Genomic DNA, 18,709 nt, shown 5'->3' on the forward strand with positions numbered 1-18,709 from the left:
ACGGCCGACTGCGGCTACCCCGGCGTTGGAGCGCCGGGTCCCGTCGGTGACTCGTCCTCGTCCGGGTCGCCGCGATTGAGAATCGCGTCACGGACGCGCTCGAACGCCGACCTGTCTGTCCGGGCGGTGCGAGGAAACATGCCGCACATCATTGTTAGCACGCAGCACACTTTGCTCTGGCGGCGGCCTCGACACGGCGGGCCGGCATCGAACAAGATGCAACTGGGCCCGTAGTTAATGTTGCTTGTATTATATTTTTGTGCGTCACCGCCGTGGCTTCTGGTGAGGGACTATGCGAACAGTATCCGTCATCAAAGCTGACGTCGGGAGCAACGCCGGCCACTGGCGGCCAACGGTCGAACTGGTCGCAGCGGTCGAAGACGTGCTGGCGGACGAGGGGGCGTTCCTCGACGACTACTTCGTGTTCACCGTCGGCGACCGACGACTGAGGCGGGGCGGACCGGGGCTTCGAGAACCGCCGCACCCCGTCGCTGGGCCGCCTCACCCGTCCCCATCCTCGCTGGCCTCGTCGAGTCGGCCGGCCACGAACGTCGTCGCTTCGGGGACGCCGCGTGCGTACATCGCGATGCGCGTGAACGCCGCGTAGGCGTCGGCACCGTCGTGGTATCCCTCTGCCATCTCTCGAACCGTCCCGCGCTGTCTGTCCAGCGCCGGGTGCAGGAGTGCGACGGTCAGTGGCGACTGTGACTGGTCCAGTACGCCGCGAACCGCCGTCCGTGCGTCTGCCGCGGCCTGCCGAACGAGCGATGCGGTCACCTCCTCGGGGTACTCGCGGTTCCTGACACCCGTGACGATGGCCCGAAGGACTTCGGCCGCGACGAGCGCGCGGCCCGTCTCGACGACGGCCAGCGCGTACTGGTCGTCGTCGTGTAACTCGCGGACCTCCTCCCAGAGATACCGAAACGGCCGGGTCGACTCCGTGACCAGTGCTCGGTCGGCACCGCTCAGTTCGCGGCCGAACGCCTCCTCCCCCTCTTCGACGTACGGGTGGAGTCCGTCGGCCGTCTCCGAGAGCGACCACCGAAGTCGTTGCGTGGCGGTACCGAGAGCCCCAGCGTGGGGCGACGTATCGCCGTCGACTATCTCATCGCGAATCCGTCGCACGTCCGCCACGACCGCATCGGCTCGCTCGACGGAGTGGACGACCTCACCGGCTCTGAACGGCGCTGCGACCGGATCCGACGGGTACGTCTCTCGCGGCTGGACGAGTCGACGCGCGGTGTCGACCATATCTTCCAGCGGCGCGTGGACGACGGCAGCCGTGAGCGGGTCCGGGGCGCGGTAGGCCTGGGTCGCCCACAGGTCGCCGATGGTACCGCGAATCTCGCGTCGGCGGGTCGCGAGCGCCCCCGCGTCGTCGGTGCCCGTCGCCGCCCGATAGGCGGCCTCGGCCGTCGCCGCGTCGGCCCGGTAGTCCTGCCAGTCGTCGAGCCAGTCCAGCGCCCACTCGCCGTCCGGCAGGGACTCCGGCGGCCGCTCCTCGGGGTCGGGCCGGACGTGGTCGAGTTCCTGTCGGACCGCCTCGTTCGGTATCGAGGGGTCCGACGGCACCCGGTCGAGCAACGTCTCGGCGCGCTCGCGGTGTCGCGTCACGCAGGCTTCGAGGGTGTCGCTGGGGAACGGCGTCGCCGGGAACGCCACCGGGTCGAGGTCCGCGGCCAGCGCCGCCGTGTCCACGTCCGGACCCTCGTCCTCGTTCGTCCACGGCATCGACGAACACCCGGCCAACCCAGTCAGCCCGACGCCACAGGCCGCAAGCAGGTCGCGCCGTCTCACGAGCCATCACTCCCGTTCCGGGGAGTGACTTCGGCCCTGAACGCGACCGGGTCGTCGGGCCGTCGGCAGTAACTGGCCATCCCCGTGCCAAGCCCGGACGACCGCTCGGCGCTGAACGGCAGTCTGACGGCGATAGCCACCGAGTCCGTGTCGTCGGTCGAACAGGTGACGTCGGCGGGCCTGCGTGCCTGACAGAAGTTGCCGTGCGGGTCGCCGTCCGAGTCACGCTCCATCGACGTGATGTGAATCTCGTGGCAGGCGTCGACCGCGGTCGTGAACAAGTAGATGGAATGGGTCTCGAAATCCGTCTCGGCCACGAACGAACGTAACTCGCGGGCTTCGGGGACGGACCCGAATGTCGCCTCCTCGAACGACGCTCGGGTGACGAGGTGGTCACTCCCGCGGAGCAGGCGTTGCGCGTCTTCGGTATCGGTCGGAATCGTGTCTAGCGTGGTGTATAGGACCGCGCCGTCCGTGTTCCGGACGTGGACCGAGTCGTACTCATCGACGAGTCGGTCGTCGTCTTCGTCGGTGGGCGGGGGTGCGGGACTGTCACCGGTCTCGCAGCCTGCGAGGCCGGCAGCGACACCGCTGGAGAGGGCAGTGAGGATGCGTCTACGGGACCAGGGCATGGCAGACAGCAGTTAGCGGAGCGATAAACGCTTTGTGTCATCGCCTCGTCTCCGGGCGTTCGGTGGCCGGACAGAACGTTAGCTCGTGCCGGCCCCGATTCATATCGCATCTCGAACCCATAATTTAAGTTATAGAGAGAATCCAGACAGTGGTAATGAGTGGAGTGGGGAGACAGGGTGGAACGGCAGCAGTGCCCGCACCGGTACCACCGGACGACGCCGACGCGTGGTACGCGCCGGGCGTCCGCGAGCAGGACGAGATTTACCCGGGCGTCGTCGTCACCGTCCGGCGAGACGACAGGTTCCAGTACGAAGTCCGCGAACCGGTCCTCGGACCAGACGCGACCGAGATGCTGACGACCGTCAAGTCGTACTTCGACGGCGCGAACATCGAGCGACCGCGCACGCGCGAAGGTGCCGTCGAACGGATGGACAGCGGCTTCGACCCGAAACACCGCCGCGTCATCGATCGACTGGTCGATTGCTCGCCGGCGACCCGGCGGCGCATCGCCTATCACGCGCTGTGTTCGCTGGCGTGTCTCGGCGAGTTGACGCCGTACGCACTCGACGACCGCATCGACGTCGCCGACGTGACCGACGACGGCGTCGTGGTCCACACCGAGGACTACGCACCCGTCGAGACCGGCCTCGGAGCGGACCCGGACTACATCGACCGCTTCGCCAGCGAACGCGTCGGCCGACACACCGTTCGGTTCCACGAGTTCGAGGTGCCGGTGGTCGTCTACCGCGAACACCTGCTCGGGAGCGACCCGTTCACGACGAAGTACGCCGTCCGGGAACCGGACCTGCTGCCCGGCGACGAGGAACTCATCGAGGCGTGCAAAGAGCGCGTCTGGGAGACGAGCGTCGACGGTCTCGTCGAGGACAGCGTCGCGTTCGTTCGCGACCGCGCCAGTTCGCTGTTGGCCCGCCAGTTGACAGTGCGCAACACGACCGAGTGGCTAGATGCCGCACGCTATCGGGTCCGAGCAGCGCTCTCCGAACTGGACCTCGCGGTGCCGCCCGTCGACCGCCGCTTCGCCGACGACAGACTGGACGACCTGCTTTACTACGTCCTCCGCGATCTCGTCGGTCACGGGAAACTCACCATCCCCATCCGAGACCACACGCTCGAAGATATCGAGGCCAACCGCGTCGGCGAACGGGTGAAGGTCCTCCCGCGAACGGACCTCGGCCACGACGGCCGGGTTCCGACGAACCTCTCGTTCGACTCGGAGAGCGCGTTCGTCAACGTCGTCACGCAACTGGCCGCCGACGACGGTACCGAACTCAACGCTTCGAACCCGAGCGCGAAGGTGAACATCGACCCCGAGGGCGGCGTCCACGACAGCGAGGAGACCATCCGGTGTGCAGTGGCACTTCCCACCATCAGCGAGGACGGGCCACACATCTCGATTCGGAAGCAGTCCGCCGACGCGATGACGCCGGTCGACCTCGTCGAACGAGACTCGCTGCCGACGGAACTGGTCGCACTCCTGTGGCTGCTGTACGAGTCCCACGGCGTCGTCCTCTTCTCGGGGCCAACCGGCGCGGGCAAGACGACGCTCCTGAACGCCCACATGCCGTTCATCCCGTATCGGGACCGTCCCATCAGCATCGACGAGGGGTCGCGCGAGGTGCGGATTCCACACGAGACGGGGGTGTCACTGACGACCCGCGACCACGAGCGAGACCACCGCCGCGTGACGATGGCGGACCTCATGACGCAGTGTAACTACCTGAACCCCGACGTGGAGGTCATCGCCGAGATAAACACGCCGGCCTCCTTCGAGACGTTCGCGGAGACGCTCAACACCGGCCACGGCGTCCTCGGGACGACCCACGCCGCGGACATCGAGACACTCGTGAACCGCGTCATCGAGAAGGGCGTCCCGACGTATCTGCTGGAGGAGATAGATCTCGTCGTCTTCCCGCGCCACGTCGGCGGGGACCGCTACGTCGGCGAGGTGGTCGAGTTCGTCGACGATCCAATCCACGACCGCTGTGAGACCATCGAGAAAGACGGCGAGACGATTCACTACAACACGCTCTGCCGTCGTGGCCGTGACGGCACGTTCGAACTGGCCTACGACCACCCACAGTTGGGCGACGACCATCGACGGGTCGGGACCGACGTCTTCGACCGCCTCGCTACGCTTCGCGACGAACCGGTCGAAGCCGTCGAAGAGACGTTCCACCGCCGCCACCGCTACGTCCAGTATCTCGTCCGAGAGGGTGTCACGGACTTCACCGAGTTGTTCGGCGTCCTCGCGGACTTAGAGACGAACGAGGCCGCGACGGTCGAACGCCTCCGCCGAACGGAAGCGACGGCGGACCCGTTGCACATAGAGGTCGGTGAAGATGGCGACTGACGGCCCGACGCTCGGACTGCTCGACAGAGGGCTGTACGCGCTCTTTGCTCATCACGCCAACGACGAGGGACACGCGACCACCAGAGAGCGCTATCGGGCTGCCAATCCCGACACCGGGTTCGACCTCTACGTCGCCCGCGTGTACGGCCTCGCGTGGTTCGCGCTCGTCACCGGCACGTTCGTGACCGGGACGGTGGCGCTGGCACTGCCGGCCGGAACCTTCGATCGTGCGGTGTCACTGCTCGCTCGAAGCCTCCCAGTCCTCGACAGACTCACGCTCCCGACGGCCCCGCGGGTCGCCGTGGCGCTGTCGGTGGCTCTCCTCGCCGGCGTCGGCCTCCGGTCGCTCGTATTCGTGGCCGGGAACCGCTATCTCGCGTGGGTCGCGGCGGCGCGCCGGGCCGACATCGCGGCGACGCTGCCCGGTGCAGTGCGGTACCTCCGCGTACTCGCGTCGGGGACTCACGACCGACGGGCGATGCTGCGGGCCGTCGCTCAGCAGAACGCGTACGGCGAGACGGCCGTCGCCTTCCGCCGGGCGCTCAACCACGGTACGCTGACCGGGAGCTTGGACGCCGGCCTCGAACGAGTGGCGAGTGAGACGCCCTCCCGCGACCTGCTCGCGCCGTTTCTCCTGAAGTTCCGCGAACACGCGAACCAGAGCGCCGACGCGCTGGAGGGGTATCTGGAGATGGAGGGCCGATTGCTCTCACACGAGCAGAGCCGTCGGCACGAGCGAGCGACCGGCTACCTCGAACTGCTCGCGGAACTGTTCGTCGTCCTGCTGGTCGTCCCGGCGCTCGTCGTCCTCATCGTGACGGTGATGGGCGTGCTCGCACCGGGCCTGTCCCGACCGGTCGCGACGCCCGTCGGTGCGGTGTCGGTCCGCAGCGGCATCGTCTACGGGAGTGCGGCGTTCGTCCTCGCGACGGGGCTGCTCGCGTCGTTCGTCGTCACGACCCTCCGGCCACGGAACACTTCCGCACCGAGTTACGAGCGACCGAGCGGAGTACTCGCGACGCTTCGAACGATACCGTCGAATCCCGCCAGTACCCTCACAGTCTGCCTGCCTGCGGGCGGCGTCCTCGCCGTCGGGTGCTGGCTGCTCGGCTACCGACCCGTCAACGTCCTGCTTCTCTCGTACGTCGGCGTCGGCCTCCCGGTCGGCGCCGTCGCCGTCCGCCGGGCGCGACGGGACGACGCGAAGGACCGCGAGATACAGGACTTCGTCCACGCCGTCGCCGGTCACGTCGCGCTCGGTCGGCCGTTCCCCGAATCCGTCCGTCGCGTCGCCGACGACGTGCAACTCGGCGCGCTCGCCGAAGACGTGGAGTCGCTGGCGTTTACGCTCTCGCTGGGCGACAGTCCGACGGAGGCGGCCGACGACCGGCGAGCAGCGGCCCTAGACCAGTTCGTCGACCGGGTCGGCACGCCGATGGCCGAGCAGACGATCGGGCTGGTCGTCGGCGCCCTCGACGCCGGGAGTGACGCCGAGGACGTCTTCGAGACGCTCCAGACCGAAATCGGTAAACTGTACCACCAGCGCAAGTCGCTCCGGGCCGCACTCATCGTGTACGTCGCCGTCGGCTGGACGACGGCGCTGCTCGTCGTCGGTATCACCGTCGCCGTCAACGTCTACGTCCTCTCGGAGTTCGCGCAGCTATCGTCGGTCGCCAGCGGACAGACGGTCGCCTTCGACCCGTCGGTCATCGACCCCGAGCGAGAGCGCTACCGCTTTTACGTCGTCACGCAGGCGACGATGCTCGCCTGTGGCTGGTTCGCCGGTACCGCCAGCCGCGGGTTCTACGAGGCGCTGTTGCACTCAAGCGCACTGGTACTCGCCGCCTACGTCGTGTTCGCGGGGGTGGGACTCCTGTGAGTCGAGACGGCCGCGAGCAGGGAGCGACCACCCGCGCGCAGTCACACGTCGTCGGCGTCGTCCTCTTGCTCGGGATCACTGCCGTCGCACTCGGCAGCCTCACTGCCGTCGTCGGTAGTGTCGTCGACGGCCAGACGGCGACGGCCGACGAGGCCCGCGTCGCGAGCGCGCTGGCGGAGGGACTGCGACCGGTCGAAGGAACGGGTCCGAACCGAGTCCGCGTTCGGTTCAGTGACGGACGGTTGACGACTGTCTCCCGTGACCTCCGGATACTAACGCCCAGCGGCGTTCAGAGGCACATCGAGATCGGTGGAGTGGTGTACACCTCTGGCCCGAGCCGGGTTGCCTTCGTGGGCGGCAGCGTCGTTCGGGGGAACCCCGGCAACGCGTGGCAGGTACGGGAGCCATCACTAACGGTCACGCGGGACAACAGCACGCTCGTCCTCGGCGTCCCGACGCTGAACGAGAGCGGGGCGACGGTGAGCGGAACCGGCGGTGTGACCGCACTCCTCCGGACGAACGTGACCCACGACCACGAACGACTCGCTAGCGCCGACTACGGCATCGCAGTCGAAACGGCGACTCCCGGCCCGCTGGTGCGGTACTTCCGGCGGGTCGGCGCGCGAACCAGCGTCAGGGACATCGACGGCGACGGCGTCCCGAGCGTCGTCGCGAACGTCGACGGCCAGCAGACGCTCCATCTGGTCGTCCACGAGATGCACACGGAGGTAGCAAGTGGATAACCGCGGCCTGAGCACCGTCGTCGAGAAGGTGCTCTCGATCGGCATCGTCTTGCTGTACGTCGCGCTCCTGACCACGACGCTGTACGGCGGGGCCGTACCGGCCTATCGGAGCGCGGTCGGTGCGGAACTCGGCGAGCGAACCCTCGCGGAGGCAACCGCACGTATCGAACAGGCCGTCCCGCCATCGGGTCGGTCGGTGACCGCGACGTATCGCGTCGACCTGCCGGCGACTATCGAAGGGGTGGCCTACGAGATACGGACCGACGGCGGTGCGTTAGTCCTCGTTCACCCGGAGGAGGGTGTCGGTGGCCGGACTCGACCGGTCCTATCCGACCGCGTGACCGCACTCTCCGGGACGTGGCACAGTGGCGAGGAGACGGTTGTGACCGTCGGTGGCGGGAACGGGACCGTCACGGTCCGGTTGGAGGAAGCATGAGTCAGTCGCCGACGAGGGCCACGGCGACGGCCCCGAGGACACCCAGCGCGAGGAACGCCGCGCCAAACAGCACGAACGCCCCCCGGAGGGCCGATACGAACGCCGGTAGTCCCGCCGGTGCGGCGACGGTGACGAGACCGGCGATACCCAGACAGAGCACCGCCACGAACCCGCCGACGAACAGGAGGTCCATGGGATCGAGGGTCTGCACGGCCGCGAAAGGACTCGCCAGCGTCAAAACGGCATCGGGACGCGAATCGAAGCCGTCGCCGCGACGCGCACAGACGACCCTCCCAGCGGTCGGCATCGCCCTCGTGCTCCTGACCGTCGTCACCGCGCTGGGACTCGCGATGGCCGATTCGGCCATCACCAGCGCGGACCGGACACCGGACGAGCGCCGGGTCGCGGCGGCGACGGCCGACCTGTTGGTCGACGCCGACGGACCCCTGACCGATCGCGCGAACGTCCTGAGTCAGTCCCGGGTCGCGTCGTTCGACGCGGCGGCGCTGCGCCGAACAGCACCGCCGGCCAGTGAGTACGCCGTCGCCGTCGAACTCGACGGTACCCGACTGGCGGCCACCGGTGACACGGTAGATGGGACCACCATCCGCCGACTCGTCCTCGTCGAGCGACGGACGCGAGCGACGGTCGAACCGAACGGGACGAGCGTCACGCTCCCACGCCGGGCCGAGAACGCGACGGTAACCATCACCCCACCGCCCGGAACGAGCGTCTGGACCGTCAGGGCGAACGACAGAGTCCTGCTGCACAACGGGAGTGGGCTTCGAGGGACCTTCGCCGTCGACCTGCCGACCTACGAGACGACGCAACTGCAGTTCCAGACGGCGGGGCAGTTACCGGACGGGAGCGTCCGGATCACCTACGACGCCCCGCGGACGACCAAGGCCACGCTGGCGGTGACCGTCGATGCGTAGGGCGCAACTGCCGCTGTCGCTCGTTGAGGTAGCGCTCGGTGCCGTCCTGATTCTGGGCGTCGCACTCGGGTTCGCGCTCGGGACGCCCGCGCCGGACACGCGGGTCCCGCAACTGGAGGCTTACGCCGAGGACACCGCGACGATACTGGCGACCGAACCGCCGCGCCACGACAGGACGACTCGGCTACAGGAGGTCGTCGTCAGCGAACGCGCCTTCGAGCGTGAGCGGCACGCACTCGACCGACGCGTCGCGCGTATCCTCCCCGAGAACGTCCTGTTCCACGTCGAGACGCCACACGGGTCGGTCGGAACGCCGGTTCCCGGACAGGTGACGACGGGGACGGCGACAGTCTCGACCGGGTCCGGGACCGTCCGAATCGAGGTGTGGTACGCGTGAGACGGCGCGGCCAACTGGTGCTCGTCGCCGCGGCGCTGGTCGCCGTGGCTCTCGCGCCCGTCGTCCTCGCGTACCTGCAACTGGGGTATCACGACGACGTGCGCGCGACGGCCGAGTACGGCGACCCGACGGCGGAGACGCTCCGAGTGCTCGACCGGGCCGTCGCGACGACGAGCAGTGACGTTCCCGGCGACTACTCGTGGGCCCGTCGCACCGTCGCAGTCACGTCCGTCCGCGACGAGTTGCGACCGACGCTGGCGCGTCTCCGAACCGACCGCATCGAACGCGGAACCGTCACTGCGATAGCGTACAACGCGAGCGTCGCGACCGCGTGGGCCGACGCCAGTTGTCCGAGCGGACCGGACCGTCAGTTCGGGGACTGCGTCGCCGACCGCGGCGTCGTCGTCCAGAACCGGACCGACCGCACGCACGTCCTCGGCGTCGCCGTCGACGTGACCACGACCACGGAGCGAGGAGAAACGACTATCACCGTGGTGGTCGATTCGATGGGTCACTGACCAGTGAGCCGACCGATTCACTAACAATGCAGGCCAACAATGAACGAACAACGGGTATGCAACCAGGTACTGAAGATTTCGAGGACGTCCAGTTCCTCACCGGCTCGCCACAACGCTACGGCGTGCTGTCCTCGCTGTGTGAATCGTCCGCCCGTCCCTGTGAACTCTGTGACGAGGTCGACGCCACGCGGACGACGATTCAGCGCATCTTAGCGGGGTTCCGAGAGCGGCAGTGGGTGGTGAAACGCGACGGCGAGTATCGGCCGACGGTGACTGGCCGGCGCGTCTGCGAGCAGTACCAGTCGCTCCTCTCCGAGATTGAGCGGGCACGTGATTTCGGGCCGCTGGCGACCCACCTCGACACCATCGACGACGACCTACCGACCGAGGCCCTAGAGAGCGGGCGACTGACCGTCGGGTCGGACGGAAACCCGCTGGCCGCGGTCAATCGGTTCACCGAGTGGTTCCGGGCGGTCGACGGCGACGTCCGCGCGGTCTCGCCGATCGTCGCACAGCCGTTCAACGAAGTCGGTGCGGAGTTGCTGGCCTCGGGTACGTCTATCGAGTTCGTCATCGACCAGACGGTCCTCGAACGGTCCGAACAGGAGTACGGAGAGGCGCTCGAACGCGGGCTGGATCACGACCGGATTTCGATATACATCCACGAGGACCCGCTCATGTTCGGCCTCGTCGTCGACGGGGCGAGTCGCTGTTGTCTGGCGGCCTACGACGAACACAACAACATCAGGGCGTTGCTGGAGACGGGCGGTGCGGAAGTCGTCGACTGGGCAACTGGGGTGTTCGAACGACATCGAGACCGAGCAAAACCGCTCTCGGCGGTTTACTCTTGAAAAGACGCCAGTTGATGGAGTGCAACCCTAACTGACGTCAGCGGGGGGAAGGCCGAAGCGGAATCGCAAACGTGAGCGCACCACGGACACCAGCGTGAGCGCCCACATGAGGTGGAGGGGTTCTCCCCATCGAGTTTTCCGGGGGGATACGTTCTATACTTATCCGCTGATATATGTTACAGCCCCTGTAACACCGCGCAGAAATCACCGGCTTTGCAGGCATCGTCCGCACGTTCTTGACCGACGCGTCCGTAAAGCGTGTGTGGGTCCCACGCATAGCATTGGCTTCGAGACACAGCGCGAGGAAGTCCTCGGCGAGCGTCTCCCCGTGGAAGGCGACCTGCCGGCGTGGCTCACCGGCCGGTACGTCCAGAACGGCCCGGGACAGTTCGAAGTCGGTGAGACGGCGCTTCGACACTGGTTCGACCCGCTGGCGATGCTGCGCGGGTTCCGCATCGACGACGGGGTCGTCTACACCAACCGCTTCGTCCGGAGTCGGGACTTCGAGTTCGCGCAGGACCGCGGCCGGGTCAGAACGCCGTTCCCCGGTACGCCGCCAGACCGTCCCGTCTGGACCCGCGTTTGGCAGGCCCTCGCCAGTGAGTTCCCGGACAACCCGGTCATCGGCGTCGCCAGATTCGGCGACGAACTGGCGGCGGTCACCGAGTCGGCCGTTGCGCTGACCGTCGACCCCGAGACGCTCGCGACGACGGGTCGAATCGACCTGACCGACGGTGTCGACGCCGACCTGACGCTGGGCCACCCACACTACGACCCGGCACGCGAGACGCTGGTGAACCTCGGCGTCAGTTACGGACTCGAGACGACCTACACGCTGTTCCGACGGGACGACACCACCGTCGAGACGACGGCGAGCCTCACGTTCGACGACGCCCCGTACGTCCACTCGTTCGCCCTGACCGAGCGGTTCGCCGTGATCCCGTCGATGCCGTTCGGACTGGACCGCACCGCGTTGCTCGTCGGGACCGCGACGCGACAGACGCTTCTCGACGCGTTCGAGCGGTTCGACCGGGTCGGCGAGTTCGTCGTCGTGGACCGCGAGACCGGGGCAGTGGTCGCGCGGGTCGAGGCGGACCCGATGTTCGTCTACCACCACGCCAACGCGTTCCGCGACGGCGACGACTTGGTCGTGGACCTCGTCGCCTATCCCGACGAGCGAGCGGTGACCGACCTCGTACTGGCGAACCTCCGGAGCGAGTCACCCTCGGTACCACAGGGAGACCTCCGGCGCTACCGACTCCCACTGAACGGTGGCCGGGCCACGTTCGAGACCGTTCGCGAGGGCCAACTGGAGTTCCCCGTCGTCGACTACCCTCGCCGTCTCGGCCGGCCCTACGACTACGTCTACGTCGCCGAGACGAGTTCGAAGAGCGGGGCCAGCCTCCCCACTCGGGTGGCGAAGGTGTCGGTTCCCGACGGCAAAGCGGTCGCGTGGTCCGAACCGGAGACGTATCCGGGCGAACCGATGTTCGTCCGGCGGCCCGACGCCCGGAGTGAGGACGACGGCGTCGTGCTGAGTCTGGTGTTAGACGGCAGGCGTGACCGGTCGTTCCTCCTCGTACTGGACGCGGCGACCATGTCAGAACTGGCCCGTGCGCCGCTCCCGCATCGCGTGCCCTACGGGTTCCACGGCCAGTTCTACGCCGACGACGCTCCCACGCGGAGTATGGCGTGACTGTCCCGGGCGACAATTAAGTACCCGGCAGCCGTTCTCTCGTCTATGTCACCGCCCGGACGTGAGGTCCAGTACACCGAATCGGACGTCATCGAAGTGTTCAAAGACCGGGGCGACTACGCCGAACCCCTGACTGCGTCGGAAGTCGCCGACCGACTCGGCTGTTCCCGCCGCACCGCGTTGAACAAACTCCACAGTCTCGAATCGGACACGGACATCACGAGCAAAAAGGTCGGCGGCCGCTCGCGCGTCTGGTGGATTCCGGTCCGGACTGACTGACGCCGCAGGTCAGAAGTCCCACTCGTCCGCTCGGGCGCGCGCCTCCTCGCGGGCCTGTTCTCGAATCGCCGCTATCTTCTCCTCGTTCTCCAGGAACGCCTCGACAGCACTGTGGTCGTCTGCCGTCTGGGCCGTCGTCGGCGTCCGGTCGTCCGGGGCCGCACGCCGCGTACTGTCTGCCAGTGCCGGGTCGCCTGCGAGTCGTTCGGCGGGCATCCCCGGGGGGACCCGAAGTTCCGCCGCCTCGTGGGCGGTGGCGAGGTCCGCCGTATCGAGTTCGAACACGGAGACGTGGTACGGGCCGGGGACGGCGAGGTCGGCCAGCGCCCTCGGCCCGCCGCGGTCGGTGCCAGTGTGGTAGGCCAGCACCGGGACACCGTCCTCGAAGGTGACGACGCCGCGCCCGTCGGCATCGAGCAAGAGCGTCTCCTGTGACTCGAAGACGGCGTAGCCGGTCACCGTCCGGTCGAGGACGTCCGCGAGCGTCTCGCGTGGATCGCTCACCACGCGGGACTTCCGGAGCGTTCCGCGGGGTAGCTTCATGGCGTCTCCGGGATGACCGCGCTGCGGAACCGGTCGGCGACGTCGCCGGACTCTCCGTGATCGACCGAGAGCGCGTCGGCCGCGCGGTGGTACGCTGTCGCGGCCGCACAGTCGGGTGCGTGAGCGAGGAGCGGTCTGCCGGCCCGGCGGGCCTCGCGGGCCCGTTCAGTCTCCGGGACGGCGGCGAGCGTCGGGCCGTCGAAGTAGCGTTCGGTCTTCGCTGTGACGTCGTCGATGCGTTCGTCCTCCCGGACCTTGTTGAACAGGAGGCCAGCGATGCCAGTGCCGTAGGACGTGGCGTACTCCTGTACTTTCAGGCCGTCCGAGATGGCGGGAATCGTCGGCTGGAGGACCACCACGATGCGGTCGGCCATCACCACCGGCAGGACGGCCGCCCGGCTATCGAGCGCCGGCGGGGAGTCCAGCAGGATGACGTCCGTATCGGCCGCGAGCGTCGCGACCACGTCCCGCAGGCGCGTCGGGTCGGCGTCCCGGAACCCGTCGAGACTCGTCCCGCAGGGGATGACGGTCATCCCGAAGCGCTCGTAGGCCGCGTCGGCGACGGCGGCGTCGTCGGCCAGTACGTCGTGGAGTGTCGTCTCCGCCTCAGAGAGGCCGGCGTGAAAGAGCAGGTTCGCCATCCCGGTGTCGGCGTCGACGACGGTCACGTCGTAGCGCTCGGCGAGCGCCATCCCCAGTGCGACCGTACTCGTGGTCTTACCAGTCCCCCCCTTGCCACTGGCGACCGCGAACACTTCGACCATGCTCCCTACTGCCCGCTCGCTCGCATATAAAGTTCGTGGAAGCGCGTGGTGAAAAAACTACCACTCGACCGGCAGCGGCCCGTGGTCGACGTGGGACCCGACGAGCGTCGCCGCTCGGTCGTACGGGTCGGGCCGGGCTACCTCGGAGCCGTCTGGAGAGTCGTTTCCGACCGTTTCGAACGTGTTTCTCACGAAGGCATCGCGTGCGCAGTCGTTCACGAAGAGGTCGTGGAGGTACGTCCCGACGGCGGTGGTCGTGGCCGCGCCGCCCCCGCCGAACGGACGGGCCACGTCGGTCGTCGGTTCGGAGTCCCCCATGTGGATCTCGTAGCCCTCGACGGTCCCCGCTGCGCCGTCCAGCGGGCCAGCGCCGTCCAGTTCCCGCGTGACGTGTTCGACCGTCTTCTCCGCCGAGAAGGTGGTCCGGACCGGGAGGACGCCGAACCCGTCGACGCGCTCCTGCCCCCCGGAGCCTTCGATAGCCGCGTTCAGAATCACCTCGCCGAGCATCTGGTACCCACCACAGAGGCCCACGACCGGTCCGTCGAAGGCCGCGAGCGCGTCGCCGAAGCCGGCCGCTCGAAGCGCCAGCAGGTCGTCGACGGTGTTCTTGCTCCCCGGCAGGACCACCGCGTCGGCGTCGGCAAGCGAATCAGAAAGCGGGACGTAGGCGACCCGGACGCCGGGTTCGGCGGCGAGGGGCTGGAGGTCCGTGAAGTTCGAGATGTGCGGGAGTCGCGGCACCGCGACGGTGACGCTCCGGTCGTCGGGGACGCCGTCGTCGGCACCCCGGACCGACCGCTTGCCGACGGGTGGCAGGGCGACGCTGTCCTCCTCGGGCAGGCCCGGGTCGTCGTAGGGGAGGACACCGAGGACCGGGACGCCGGTACGGTCCTCGAACGCGTCGAGGCCGGGGTCGAGCAGCGAGCGGTCGCCCCGGAACTTCGTAACGACGGCGCCGACGACTCGCTCGCGTACGTCCTCGGGGACGAGTTCGAGCGTCCCGACGAGCGAGGCGAACACGCCGCCGCGTTCGATGTCGGCCACCAGCAGAATGTCCGCGTCGGCGAAGCGGGCCGTCTCCACGTTCGCGAGGTCGCGGTCGTGGAGGTTGATTTCGGCGATAGAGCCGGCCCCCTCGGCGACGACGACGTCGTGGTCGGCGGCGAGTCGCGCGTGGGCCTCGCGGGCGGCGTCGAGGGCCATCTCCCAGTGACTCTCGTAGTACTCGCCCGCGGCGACGTTCGCGACTGCCTCGCCGTCGAGAATCAACTGGGACTCGCCGTCGCCGCTGGGCTTGAGCAAGACGGGGTTGTGGTCCGTCGTCGCCGGGACGCGGGCGGCGCGGGCCTGCACGTACTGGGAGACGCCGACTTCCCCGCCGGGCGTCGCTCGCGCGTTCGTGCTCATGTTCTGGGCCTTGAACGGCGCGACGGAGACGCCGCGATCGGCCAACAGGCGACAGAGACCGGCCGCAACCGTACTCTTTCCCACGTGTGAAGCAGTGCCGGCGACGAGGACGGTATCGGCCATCGACCGGTTCTCGGGCCCCCACGACAATGAGTGGTTCGTCGGCGGGCTTTTCCGGTCGCCGGTCGAAGCCGACGGCGTGACCGACGACCGAGTGCGTGCGGTGTACGACCACCTCGCCGCGACCGGCGAGCTCCCCGTCGAGCGCACCGCGAGTCGCTGGCTGGGCGAGGCGGAGGCCGTCGCGCGGGACGTGGTAGAGGGGGACCTCGACCCGGCGGTTCGGGAGCGCCGGCTAGCGACGATCGCCGAGTTGCTTGACAACGTCGCGGAGACCGGCGACGAGATAGCCGACGACCACATCGCGGCGGCACGGGTCCACCTCGAGGAGTTGCGCTCGGAGTCGTAGCCGGCCGACCGTCAGTACTCGGTGCCTTTCCGCGCCGGGTGGCCGGCCTCAAGCGGGTGTTTCACTTTCCCGACTTCGGTGACGAGGTCGGCGCGTTCGAAGACGTACTCGGGGCGCTCGTGGCCCCCGGTGAGGACGAGTTCCACGTCGTCTGGTTTGGCCTCGACGAGCGAGACGACGTCCGCCGGGTCGACGAGGCCGCGATTGGCGGCGTACAGAATCTCGTCTACGACGAGCATATTGACGCCATCTTCGGGCGGTCCCTCGGGGTCGAGCGGTTCGGAGAGGTCGGCCTCGCCGCTGGCGTCGAGGATCTCCCGGGCGCGAGCGAGTGCGCCCTGTGCGCGAGCCTCGTGTTCGCCGTCGTCGCTGCCGTCCATGAAGCCGTGCCAACCGTAGTGGCCGGCGTTCTCGTAGGAGAACCCCGGCAGGGCGGCGATAGCGTTGTACTCGCCGCGAACGTCCTCGACGGTGCCGGTGCCGCCCTTCATGAACTGGAGGAGGTGGACGCGGTAGCCGTGGCCGACGGCGCGGGTCGCCATCCCCAGCGCCGCCGTGGTCTTGCCCTTGCCGTCGCCCCACCACACTTGCACGAGGCCGAACTCCTCGGGCGCGCTCGGCGTTATGGATTCGGCGGTCGGACCGGCGGTGTTGTCGCTCATACCCGGAGTTCAGGGGGCGCGAACATCGGTCTGACGGTCAGTGATCACGCCGTACTCGGCCTCGTCGACGCCGGGCGGGCCCTCGTCGTAGCGGGCATCGAGACTCGCTACCACGGCGTCTCTCACACAGGCCCGGGCCGCGGCCCCAACCGCCGTGGCGCTCCCGGTGAACGCGACCCGGTCGGCGTCGGGTACCGATCCGACGAGGACGGCGTCCGACGTGGTCCCCGGGACGCCGGCCACGTCCAGCAACGTCGCCGCCTTCGCCTCGACGGCCGTCGCGAGGAGGGTGGCGAGCGCACCCTCGGAAAGCGCCCGGTCGGCGCCGACGACGAGGTTGACGGTGCCGGGTCGCCAGTCGGCGGCGTCGCCGCTCTCGGTGCCGGCTTCCGCCTCGTCGGCCATCGGCAACGCCGCTGGATTCGAGAGGCCCGCTGTCGCCAGCACTGTCACCGGCCCGCTGTCCGCACGGCGGGCATGGTCCATGTGGACACCGGTGAGCAGCGTCGGCCCGACAGAGAACCCGGCGTCGGCCAGTCGCTCCGCGCGGTAAGCGTCGAGGTCGGTGCGTTCGAACCCGGTCGGCACCGTGACGTTGTAGACGGCGTCGGCGTCGCGGTAGCCCCCGTCCCACGCCGTCGAGAGCCAGCGCGCTCCCTCTCGTCGGGCCTGTACGATGCCGTCCCGACGGGTCGTCTCAAACACCCAGCGCCTCCAGCAGTCGGTCGTTCTGTTCGGGGGTGCGAACCGCGACCCTGACGTGGCTGTCGAGTCCCCGGAAGGTGCGGGCGTCCCGGAGCGCGATACCCCGTTCCCGGGCGGTCAGCAACAGGTCGTCTACGGTCGTATCCGTCACCTCGAACAGGAGGAAGGGCGCGTCGGACGGATACACGCCAAAGCGCGAGGACAGGCGCTCGTACATCCGTTCGCGCTCGTCACCGACCCGCTCTCGGGTCCGTTCGACGAAGGCCTCGTCCCGGTAGCAGTGCTCGCCCACCGCCGCCGCTGGTTCGCTCATCGACCACGCGCGCCGGGCGGTCGCCAGTCGGTCCCGGGCCGCCTCACTGGCGACGGCGTAGCCCATCCGGACGCCCGGCAGGCCGAACAGTTTCGTCAGCGAGCGAGCGACGACGACGCCCGTCCGGCCGGCCAGCGAGGGGTCGTCAGTGAACCCGAGGAACGCTTCGTCGACGAGCAGCGTGGTGTCTGCCGCCCGACAGCGGTCGGCGAACGCTCGCAGAGCCTCGGCGTCGTAGCAGTCGCCGGTTGGGTTGTTCGGGTTGCAGACGATCGCCATCGCGTGTGGCGCGGGGTCACTGTCGAGCATCTCGTCGTGACCGACGAGCGCGGGTTCACCGCCCTGCAACCGCACCTCGCGGACGTACTCGCCGAAACTGGGCGTCGGAACGAGGACGCTCTCGCCGCGCCGAACCGTCGTCTGTATCGCGAGTCGAATCGCTTCGAGGCCGCCCGCGGTCGGGATGACTTGCAGCGGGTCACAGCCGACGAACTCGGCGGCGGCCGTCCGAAACTGCACGTAGTCGTCGGCCGGGTACGACCGTGACGCCGCGAAGGCCGCGCTGAACACTCGGGCGGCACCCGACGGTACCTCGGGGTTCGTGTTCGCGCTGAAGTCGAGCAGGTTCGGGTCGTCGCTGCTGCCGTGCGGGACACGCCCATCGGCGTCGACGTGTGAGTCCGACTCGCCAGCGGCGCGCAACTGCTCGACTGTGTCCGGGTCCATGCCGTCCTCAAAGGGAAGGACCGACGAGAAAGTTTCGCGCGCTACAGAAACTGCTCGGCGACGCGGGCGTCCGCGAGGGTGTTGACGTTGACCGCCACCCGAACGTCGTCGGTGAGCCACGCGTCCTCGCCCGTCTCGTCGACGACGTTGACTCCCGTGGGCGCCACTTCACGACCGTCACGCTCGAAGGTCGCGTCGTCGCTCACGCCGAGGTCGCGCTTGCGGGGGGCAGGCGTCAGCACGGACAGCGACCCGCCCTCGTGAGCAGCGAGCACCCGGTCGAGTATCTCGCCGTCGAGCAGGGGGAGGTCCGCGGCGACGGTCAGCGCCGGCGTCGAGAGGCGGCCGTCCGAAAGCGCCGCGTCGAGGTCCGCGACGTAGCCGTCGCCGGGCGTCTCGATAGCCGGGACGTCGAGGTGGGCGCTGGTCGCCGGTGCGTTCGGTGACGTGGCTGCGTACACCTCTTCGACGCCGCTCTCGGCGAGTGCAGCGACCACCCGGTCGACCATCGGGACGCCGCCGACCCGAAACAGGGGCTTCTCCACCGCTGTGTCGAGTCGGGTGCCCCGCCCGCCACACAGC

General features: G+C 68.5%; 22 protein-coding genes. 12 read left to right on the forward strand and 10 right to left on the reverse strand.

Features of this window, described 5'->3' with window-relative positions:
* The first annotated feature begins 292 nt into the window (after positions 1–292).
* Positions 293–607 (forward strand): fructose 1,6-bisphosphatase, encoded by a 315-nt coding sequence (locus NDI85_RS07225; RefSeq protein WP_310915371.1) that lies wholly within the window; start codon positions 293–295, stop codon positions 605–607.
* Here NDI85_RS07225 and NDI85_RS07230 read toward each other — a convergent pair.
* Both NDI85_RS07230 and NDI85_RS07235 read right to left on the reverse strand, forming a co-directional pair.
* Positions 502–1,797 carry a hypothetical protein gene (locus tag NDI85_RS07230; RefSeq protein WP_310915372.1) on the reverse strand — a complete coding sequence of 432 codons (1,296 nt, stop codon included), beginning with the start codon at positions 1,795–1,797 and terminating at the stop codon, positions 502–504. The two genes, NDI85_RS07225 and NDI85_RS07230, sit on opposite strands and share 106 nt — an antisense overlap.
* Positions 1,794–2,429: a hypothetical protein gene (locus NDI85_RS07235; RefSeq protein ID WP_310915373.1), complete on the reverse strand. Its 636-nt coding sequence runs from the start codon at positions 2,427–2,429 to the stop codon at positions 1,794–1,796. Before NDI85_RS07235 ends, NDI85_RS07230 begins: the two co-directional genes overlap by 4 nt.
* A gap of 155 nt (positions 2,430–2,584) precedes the next feature.
* Here NDI85_RS07235 and NDI85_RS07240 point away from each other — a divergent pair, with 155 nt between their 5' ends.
* The 4 genes from NDI85_RS07240 to NDI85_RS07255 are packed head-to-tail and all read left to right on the forward strand — an operon-like array spanning position 2,585 to position 7,859.
* Positions 2,585–4,801: a type II/IV secretion system ATPase subunit gene (locus NDI85_RS07240; protein ID WP_310915374.1), complete on the forward strand. Its 2,217-nt coding sequence runs from the start codon at positions 2,585–2,587 to the stop codon at positions 4,799–4,801.
* The gene (locus NDI85_RS07245; RefSeq protein ID WP_310915375.1) at positions 4,791–6,680 is read left to right on the forward strand and encodes a type II secretion system F family protein; all 1,890 of its coding nucleotides are present in this window, start codon (positions 4,791–4,793) and stop codon (positions 6,678–6,680) included. Before NDI85_RS07240 ends, NDI85_RS07245 begins: the two co-directional genes overlap by 11 nt.
* The gene (locus NDI85_RS07250) at positions 6,677–7,423 is read left to right on the forward strand and encodes a type IV pilin (RefSeq protein WP_310915376.1); all 747 of its coding nucleotides are present in this window, start codon (positions 6,677–6,679) and stop codon (positions 7,421–7,423) included. Before NDI85_RS07245 ends, NDI85_RS07250 begins: the two co-directional genes overlap by 4 nt.
* Complete coding sequence (locus NDI85_RS07255; RefSeq protein ID WP_189001230.1) at positions 7,416–7,859, forward strand: hypothetical protein; 444 nt, start codon at positions 7,416–7,418, stop codon at positions 7,857–7,859. The genes NDI85_RS07250 and NDI85_RS07255 overlap by 8 nt, the downstream gene beginning before the upstream one ends.
* A 1-nt stretch (position 7,860) precedes the next feature.
* Here the strand turns inward: NDI85_RS07255 and NDI85_RS07260 are convergent, their stop codons facing one another.
* Positions 7,861–8,070, reverse strand: a complete 210-nt coding sequence (locus tag NDI85_RS07260) for a hypothetical protein (RefSeq protein WP_189001227.1) — start codon at positions 8,068–8,070, stop codon at positions 7,861–7,863.
* Here NDI85_RS07260 and NDI85_RS07265 point away from each other — a divergent pair.
* The 6 genes from NDI85_RS07265 to NDI85_RS07290 all read left to right on the forward strand — a co-directional run bounded on the left by NDI85_RS07265 (position 8,051) and on the right by NDI85_RS07290 (position 12,535).
* A complete protein-coding gene (locus NDI85_RS07265; RefSeq protein ID WP_189001224.1) occupies positions 8,051–8,794 on the forward strand; it encodes a hypothetical protein in 744 nt (247 codons plus the stop codon). The genes NDI85_RS07260 and NDI85_RS07265 overlap by 20 nt on opposite strands.
* Positions 8,787–9,191: a hypothetical protein gene (locus NDI85_RS07270; protein ID WP_310915377.1), complete on the forward strand. Its 405-nt coding sequence runs from the start codon at positions 8,787–8,789 to the stop codon at positions 9,189–9,191. Before NDI85_RS07265 ends, NDI85_RS07270 begins: the two co-directional genes overlap by 8 nt.
* Positions 9,188–9,709 carry a hypothetical protein gene (locus NDI85_RS07275; RefSeq protein WP_189001218.1) on the forward strand — a complete coding sequence of 174 codons (522 nt, stop codon included), beginning with the start codon at positions 9,188–9,190 and terminating at the stop codon, positions 9,707–9,709. Before NDI85_RS07270 ends, NDI85_RS07275 begins: the two co-directional genes overlap by 4 nt.
* 56 nt (positions 9,710–9,765) lie before the next feature.
* Positions 9,766–10,560: a MarR family transcriptional regulator gene (locus NDI85_RS07280; protein ID WP_310915378.1), complete on the forward strand. Its 795-nt coding sequence runs from the start codon at positions 9,766–9,768 to the stop codon at positions 10,558–10,560.
* A 262-nt stretch (positions 10,561–10,822) separates the two neighbouring features.
* Positions 10,823–12,256 (forward strand): carotenoid oxygenase family protein, encoded by a 1,434-nt coding sequence (locus NDI85_RS07285; protein ID WP_310915379.1) that lies wholly within the window; start codon positions 10,823–10,825, stop codon positions 12,254–12,256.
* Between the two features lie 45 nt (positions 12,257–12,301).
* A complete protein-coding gene (locus NDI85_RS07290) occupies positions 12,302–12,535 on the forward strand; it encodes an HTH domain-containing protein (protein ID WP_189001209.1) in 234 nt (77 codons plus the stop codon).
* A 9-nt stretch (positions 12,536–12,544) separates the two neighbouring features.
* Here the strand turns inward: NDI85_RS07290 and NDI85_RS07295 are convergent, their stop codons facing one another.
* The 3 genes from NDI85_RS07295 to NDI85_RS07305 are packed head-to-tail and all read right to left on the reverse strand — an operon-like array spanning position 12,545 to position 15,375.
* The gene (locus tag NDI85_RS07295; RefSeq protein WP_189001206.1) at positions 12,545–13,078 is read right to left on the reverse strand and encodes a hypothetical protein; all 534 of its coding nucleotides are present in this window, start codon (positions 13,076–13,078) and stop codon (positions 12,545–12,547) included.
* Entirely contained in the window at positions 13,075–13,842 is a 768-nt protein-coding gene (locus NDI85_RS07300; RefSeq protein ID WP_189001203.1) for an AAA family ATPase, read from the reverse strand. The genes NDI85_RS07295 and NDI85_RS07300 overlap by 4 nt, the downstream gene beginning before the upstream one ends.
* Before the next feature lie 57 nt (positions 13,843–13,899).
* Complete coding sequence (locus tag NDI85_RS07305) at positions 13,900–15,375, reverse strand: cobyric acid synthase (protein WP_310915380.1); 1,476 nt, start codon at positions 15,373–15,375, stop codon at positions 13,900–13,902.
* A 76-nt stretch (positions 15,376–15,451) separates the two neighbouring features.
* Between NDI85_RS07305 and NDI85_RS07310 the strand changes: the two genes are divergently transcribed.
* Positions 15,452–15,721 (forward strand): hypothetical protein, encoded by a 270-nt coding sequence (locus tag NDI85_RS07310; RefSeq protein ID WP_310915381.1) that lies wholly within the window; start codon positions 15,452–15,454, stop codon positions 15,719–15,721.
* An 11-nt stretch (positions 15,722–15,732) separates the two neighbouring features.
* Here the strand turns inward: NDI85_RS07310 and NDI85_RS07315 are convergent, their stop codons facing one another.
* From NDI85_RS07315 to NDI85_RS07330, 4 genes are read right to left on the reverse strand one after another with little or no spacing between them, the layout of a single operon-like run.
* Positions 15,733–16,383 carry a cob(I)yrinic acid a,c-diamide adenosyltransferase gene (locus tag NDI85_RS07315; RefSeq protein WP_189001196.1) on the reverse strand — a complete coding sequence of 217 codons (651 nt, stop codon included), beginning with the start codon at positions 16,381–16,383 and terminating at the stop codon, positions 15,733–15,735.
* A gap of 9 nt (positions 16,384–16,392) precedes the next feature.
* Positions 16,393–17,088, reverse strand: a complete 696-nt coding sequence (locus tag NDI85_RS07320; RefSeq protein WP_189001194.1) for an adenosylcobinamide amidohydrolase — start codon at positions 17,086–17,088, stop codon at positions 16,393–16,395.
* A complete protein-coding gene (gene cobD, locus NDI85_RS07325) occupies positions 17,081–18,127 on the reverse strand; it encodes a threonine-phosphate decarboxylase CobD (RefSeq protein ID WP_189001192.1) in 1,047 nt (348 codons plus the stop codon). The genes NDI85_RS07320 and cobD overlap by 8 nt, the downstream gene beginning before the upstream one ends.
* Before the next feature lie 41 nt (positions 18,128–18,168).
* A complete protein-coding gene (locus tag NDI85_RS07330; RefSeq protein ID WP_310915532.1) occupies positions 18,169–18,708 on the reverse strand; it encodes an NTP transferase domain-containing protein in 540 nt (179 codons plus the stop codon).
* Between the last annotated feature and the right edge of the window lies 1 nt (position 18,709).

Source organism: Haloarcula sp. S1AR25-4, from assembly GCF_031624555.1.
In the GTDB taxonomy this organism is placed as follows: Archaea; Halobacteriota; Halobacteria; order Halobacteriales; family Haloarculaceae; genus Haloarcula; species Haloarcula pellucida.